Genomic DNA, 5,279 nt, shown 5'->3' with positions numbered 1-5,279 from the left:
CGCCCGGGCTTCACTGCCTTTCCGTATGGCGTCTTCCGCCTGGTCCAGCCTGGCTTCGGTCACGCTCCAGAGCAGGCCGGAAAACACGACCGCGGCGAGGGGCCAGGCGAATATCGGATTAATGACACGTTCCAACAGCTGAAGCTGCTGGCCTTCCCTGGAAATGGTGTGTGCAGACTGCCTGGTCATCTCGTTATATGCATGGAAACAATTGGGTGATCCGGCGGTTGCCGCTCGAAATTCAGCCAGTGGAAAACGCCGGCAGGAGAAGGTCGGAAAAGATTACCACAGCGAAACTGCGAATTTCGCAAAGCCGGGTGAAATTGCGATATGTGCAACCTGAGTGTTGTTAAGTATTCTCGAACTGGTCCTGGCCACGTGTTTCGCTGCAGTGCGGCATTCTTTATATTTTTCTAAAAGCGCATCAAATTGCCCGAACAGCGCTATGCTCGGTTACTGGCTGCGGGACTTGCGGCCTAATATCATTTGGAGACAAGCATGAACGTTGCACAACCAGTACTCAAAACCGCCGCGGGCAAGACATGGGCAACCATGGACGGTGGCGCGAAGGCGATTTTTCTCATGAAAGTCTCAGTGATGCTATGCAGCTTCGGCTACATTTTCGGCGGCGCTCTCGTTGACGGCATGGTGTACGAAAAGCTGCCCGACTCAGGCAAATGAATGTTGCCGGCTAAACCAAAAAGACCAGCGTATCAAGCTGGTTTTTTTACGCCCGAAGCATGCCGTTCCGTTCGGCGCCAACAGTCATGTCGATAGCAGGAAGGCGACAGGGCTGCAATGCATTGCAGTGCATTCCGGAACCTTAAAACCGCTTGGTCCTGAACTCGTGGCTGACCACGATCCTGGTCGTGGCGATCAAGGTACTCAGCCCCAGTATCAATTGCGTAAGCGTATGGCCGGGAAGGACCCAGATCTGCGACGGCGGCTGGTCTATCCCGGTGGCTGCCGTAAGGAGAGGCGATACCCATTCGGCCTCCGGCGTGACGTCCAGCAGGATGCTGCCTTCCGGATCGGTATGCAGGTAGACCTCCCCGCCATGAACCAGCCGGAAGCAGATGCCGTAACCGCGCGCGTTCGGTTTCGTCATCGCGCGCTGCAGGTCGCGGTTATAGCTGTCGATCCATGCTTCGACGTCGTAGGTATTGTTGAGCACAATCCATGGACGTTCGATGGGCTGGTCCTGGGGGAGGTCGTCTGAGTCGTGCATGCCGTCTGCGTTCGAATGGGTGAACCGCTGATTTTACTTGCCCGCGCCTGAAAGCCGGCGCAAGGCATCGGCGGTCGCGGTATCGGCAGGGAAAAATGTTTCCAGTGCAAGTTCCGATAGCGTGACGTCGATCGGCGTGCCGAATACCGTCGTCGTACTGATGAAGGACAGCACGCCGCCATCGGTGAGCAGCTGGAACGGCACCACCACGCCGGCATAGTCCGCTCCGGCGGCATGCGGCTTGCCCCATGCGCCGTCCGGTGCCGGATAGGCGGCCAGTTCTTCCAGCAGCGCCACCAGCACCGGATCGGCGCTGATATCGATCTGGCGGCGCAGCCTGTCGAACAGGTGGGCGCGCCACTCGTTGTAATTGCCGATGCGCGGCGCCAGCCCTTGCGGATGCAGGCTCAGGCGCAGCACATTCAGCGGCGGCTGCAGAAGCGCTGCGTCGATGCCGGCAAGCAAGGGCGTCACCGCGCCGTTGGCGGCCACCATGTTCCAATGCCGGTCGAGCGCCAGTGCCGGGTAAGGCTCATGCCCCTTCAGCACCAGTTCCATTGCCTTGCGGGCGGCATCGAGCGCCGGGTCGTCGAGCCCGCGCTGCGGAAATACCGGCGCGTAGCCGGCGGCGACGAGCAGGGCGTTGCGTTCCCGCAGCGGTATCTGCAGCTGCTCGGCGAGATGCAGCACCATCTCGCGGCTCGGCACCGAGCGGCCGGTTTCCATGAAACTCAAATGGCGGGTGGAGATGTCGGCTTCGCATGCCAGGTCGAGCTGGCTCATGCGGCGGCGCTGGCGCCATTCGCGCAATACATCTCCAACGGGGCGGGAAATAGTCGTCATGCCGCGATGATAGCGCAACAAAAAAACACGCCCCATTACCTCCGACGTAATCGACTTGCCCGCGCCGATGGACAACCATGGAGTCACTCATCCACCACGGACCATCACAGGAGCGAACCATGGAGCACCTCGTCACACTGATCGACCGGTACATGCATATCTGGAACGAGACCGATGCCGCGAAGCGGCGCGGCCTCATTGCACAAACCCTCGGCGAAAGCGCCAGTTATCTCGACCCGCTTACCCATGCCTACGGACATGAATGCATCGATGCCATGGTTGCGGGCGTGCAGCATCGTTTTCCCGGACATTGTTTCGAACGAATCGGCGACATCGACTGCTTGCAGGACCGGCTGCGCTTTCGCTGGAGGATGTCGCCGGCCAAAGCCGATGCGGCAGGTGCGATGCGGATCGAAGGCACCGACTTCGCCATCGTCGGCGACGGACTGCTGCAAAGCATCACCGGCTTCCATGATCCCGCGCCCGCCGAGGCCATGCCGGCCCCGGCAGCGTCCAGGCCGCGCGGCTGGTCGGTGCAGAGTTTCGCCGCTTTCTGGAACAAGCCCGATCCGGCACTGGTGCCGCGCGCGCTGACGCCGGACGTGGCCGGTTACTGGCCGGGCAATCCGGAACCGGTGCGCGGCATTCCGGAATACACCCGGCGTATCGCCGACCTGGTCGCGGCGATGCCGGATTTCCGACTCGAGGTCGCCGAACATGCGGTCAATGGCGATTGCGTATTCATTCACTGGATTGCACGCGGCACCCATGAAGGCCGGGCCGTTGAATTCAATGGCGTCGATCGCGTGCGCATGCGGGACGGCCTGGTGGCGGAGAACCGGATCTTCTGCGATCACCCGCTGATTCACGCCCTTGCCCAGGGAAGGTTGCAGCCGCATGCCGTTGCCGCAACAGCCTGACTGCGCTGTTTTATCCATCGTAGCGACTTTACTCACCCACCCAAGGAGCTTGCCATGTCACTCTTCGAACATCCTTCCTTCCTGCGTCGTGTCCTGCTCGCCGACGCTGCCGCCAGCACCATCACCGGCGCGCTGATGCTTTTCGGCGCTTCGATGCTGGAACCCTTGCTGGGCTTGCCGGTATCGCTGATGCAGATCGCCGGCGCCAGCCTGCTGCCCTTCGCGGCGCTGGTCGCCTTCATCGCCACGCGCGAACGCGTCTCGCGCCGCGCGGTATGGCTGGTCATTATCGTCAATGCGGTATGGACGATCGACAGCATCGCGCTGCTGCTGACCGGCTGGGTGCAGCCGACCCTGCTGGGCAATGCCTTCGTGATCGGGCAGGCCCTGGCGGTCGGCGTCCTGGCGGAGCTGCAATATTTCGGCTTGCGGCGCGCTCGAATGGCAGCGGCCTGAGCGCCTAATCGAAAACAGGCGCAATCGCGATCGGCGCGCTCTGCGTCATGACCTGCCCCTTTTCCGGCCACTCGGAAAAGCGGTAGGTCGCTGTCCGCAGCAAGGGAGCGGCATCCTCGGGGAACGCGCTTCCGTCCGCCATGGCGATTTCCTTCTGCGCCTGGTCGGTGTTCCGGAAGCGCACCGGTGAATCCATCGTGTTATGCGCATAGGAGAAGCGCACGCCCACGCATTTCCGGTCCTGCATCGACGACCTGCCGATATAGCGGAAATAGTTCAGCGCCTGCTCGCAGGCCGCCTGCAAATCCGCAGTCTCGTAGATGCCATCGGCGCGCGGGATGATCGAGATTCTCGGCTGCATGGCGTAGGACTCGGCCTTGCGGTTCAACACCAGCCGCGCATTGTCGTCATAGGCGGATTTGAGCAGCGGGAAATTCGCCCGCCCGACGGCGTCGAGCGCCAGGTTCAATCGGGTCGAAGGGCCGACGAGCGTGAGTCGTACGCCTTCCAGCGATACGCTTCTATCCTTCGGCGCAACCTGGTAGTGATGCTGGATGAGATGCTTCGGCTTGCCGTATTTGTCGAACCGGATCATCTGCCGGTATGCATCCCGGTAGCTCACCCAATCGCCATCCTGCGCAGCCGCTTCGCTGATGGTCGGCGCCGGTGCTGCCGCGAACGCAGGCAGCGCGGCAAGCAGCGTCGCGCAGAGCGTGGCGGGGAGCAGCAGGCGCAGGATGTTCACGTTAGATAATCCGCTCGGTCAGAATCGATACACCAGTCCGGTGCGGACGGTGGCATTGTTGCGGCGGTCGGTCAGCGGACTATCCGCGGCCGGCCCCATCAGGCGGTTCAGCGATAACTGCGACGTCAGCAGCCAGAGATTGCTCAGTTCCCAGTTCCAGTTGACCGTGAACTGGAGGTCGCGAATGCCACCGGACGGCCGGTATGCGGCCGCGTCAGGACCCGCAGTGGAAGCGCCATCCACGCCGAAATAGTCCTGCGTATAGCGGCGGTTGGCCCAGGTCGCGCCTGCCGACAGCGTGACGGCATGATGCGGCGCGACCTGGATGAATTTCTGTATGCCGGCATTCAGCAGCAGGCCATTGCGGTCGTTGCCTGCACCGTACAGCACGCTGCTTGTCAGGCGCAGGTTTTCATCGAGGTAGCGGTTGAGAAATGCGCCGCCCTGCAGCGCCGAGCCGACATCGGTGAATCGCGGTCTTTGCTGCAGGTCGGCGCCGGGCGCTGCGACACCGATGCCGCCGATGCCGGAAAGCTTCTGTGCGCCGGAGGCATTGCGTCCCGGTTCGATTGCCAGCAGCGGCCCGAACTCCAGTGTCGGACTCGCCGACAGATGCATGCCTGCGCTCAGTCCGGACACGAAAATGCCGTTGCTCCATTGCACCTGCACCAGTGCGACCGGGTCGGTCTCCTGGCGGTCCGACCCCCTGTAGCGCGGCGCGGACGTAATGCCGATGCCGGCATACATGTCCTTGCTGCCGTCCGGCATGAGGCGAGCCGTGGGCGTTTGCGCAATGGCGAGACTGGAGGTGCCGAGCAGGGCGAGGAGAAACAGGTTTTTCATGGCCGGTAGACGATAAGGAGGAGACGTGCGGCGCTTCGGACTTCGTTACGCCGGACGCCGATGCATATGCGTCGCGTATTGTATGGTTTTCCTTCCGGCATGTGCTCGAAAAGCCGTTTCCATGCGTCATCGACATCGGCTGAAGGACGGCAAACCATCGTCAGCCCCGTATTCCCAAAACCGGGATGACGGCCATGGGTTGCGCCGGCCGGCGTGCTCCAGCACTTCCGTTGCCTTCAATCCC

The 5,279-nt window shown here is 62.0% G+C and carries 8 protein-coding genes; 3 read left to right on the top strand and 5 right to left on the bottom strand.

The window, feature by feature from the left end; translation table 11 throughout:
* Positions 1–189: hypothetical protein (locus VGU61_RS01910; RefSeq protein WP_326857403.1), on the bottom strand; the 189-nt coding region annotated here is incomplete at its 3' end.
* A gap of 309 nt (positions 190–498) precedes the next feature.
* Here VGU61_RS01910 and VGU61_RS01905 point away from each other — a divergent pair.
* Complete coding sequence (locus tag VGU61_RS01905; RefSeq protein ID WP_326857402.1) at positions 499–681, top strand: hypothetical protein; 183 nt, start codon at positions 499–501, stop codon at positions 679–681.
* A 142-nt stretch (positions 682–823) separates the two neighbouring features.
* Here VGU61_RS01905 and VGU61_RS01900 read toward each other — a convergent pair whose 3' ends face one another.
* Complete coding sequence (locus tag VGU61_RS01900; protein ID WP_326857401.1) at positions 824–1,228, bottom strand: hypothetical protein; 405 nt, start codon at positions 1,226–1,228, stop codon at positions 824–826.
* 33 nt (positions 1,229–1,261) lie between these two features.
* The gene (locus VGU61_RS01895; RefSeq protein WP_414691581.1) at positions 1,262–2,107 is read right to left on the bottom strand and encodes a helix-turn-helix domain-containing protein; all 846 of its coding nucleotides are present in this window, start codon (positions 2,105–2,107) and stop codon (positions 1,262–1,264) included.
* 83 nt (positions 2,108–2,190) lie between these two features.
* On the opposite strand from VGU61_RS01895, the gene VGU61_RS01890 reads away from it, so the two are divergent.
* Both VGU61_RS01890 and VGU61_RS01885 read left to right on the top strand, forming a co-directional pair.
* Positions 2,191–2,991 carry an ester cyclase gene (locus VGU61_RS01890; RefSeq protein ID WP_326857400.1) on the top strand — a complete coding sequence of 267 codons (801 nt, stop codon included), beginning with the start codon at positions 2,191–2,193 and terminating at the stop codon, positions 2,989–2,991.
* A gap of 54 nt (positions 2,992–3,045) precedes the next feature.
* Positions 3,046–3,447 carry a hypothetical protein gene (locus tag VGU61_RS01885; RefSeq protein ID WP_326857399.1) on the top strand — a complete coding sequence of 134 codons (402 nt, stop codon included), beginning with the start codon at positions 3,046–3,048 and terminating at the stop codon, positions 3,445–3,447.
* A gap of 4 nt (positions 3,448–3,451) precedes the next feature.
* On the opposite strand, the gene VGU61_RS01880 is transcribed toward VGU61_RS01885, so the two are convergent.
* On the bottom strand, positions 3,452–4,192 hold the full coding sequence (locus VGU61_RS01880; RefSeq protein ID WP_326857398.1) for a hypothetical protein: 741 nt from the start codon (positions 4,190–4,192) through the stop codon (positions 3,452–3,454).
* 18 nt (positions 4,193–4,210) lie between these two features.
* Positions 4,211–5,035, bottom strand: coding sequence for a MipA/OmpV family protein (locus VGU61_RS01875; protein WP_326857397.1), 825 nt, complete (start codon positions 5,033–5,035; stop codon positions 4,211–4,213).
* Between the last annotated feature and the right edge of the window lie 244 nt (positions 5,036–5,279).

This window comes from Noviherbaspirillum sp., assembly GCF_035944575.1.
In the GTDB taxonomy this organism is placed as follows: domain Bacteria; phylum Pseudomonadota; class Gammaproteobacteria; order Burkholderiales; family Burkholderiaceae_D; genus Noviherbaspirillum.
Note: the sequence above shows the minus strand (reverse complement) of the source record. Positions and strands in the feature narration are given on the sequence as shown.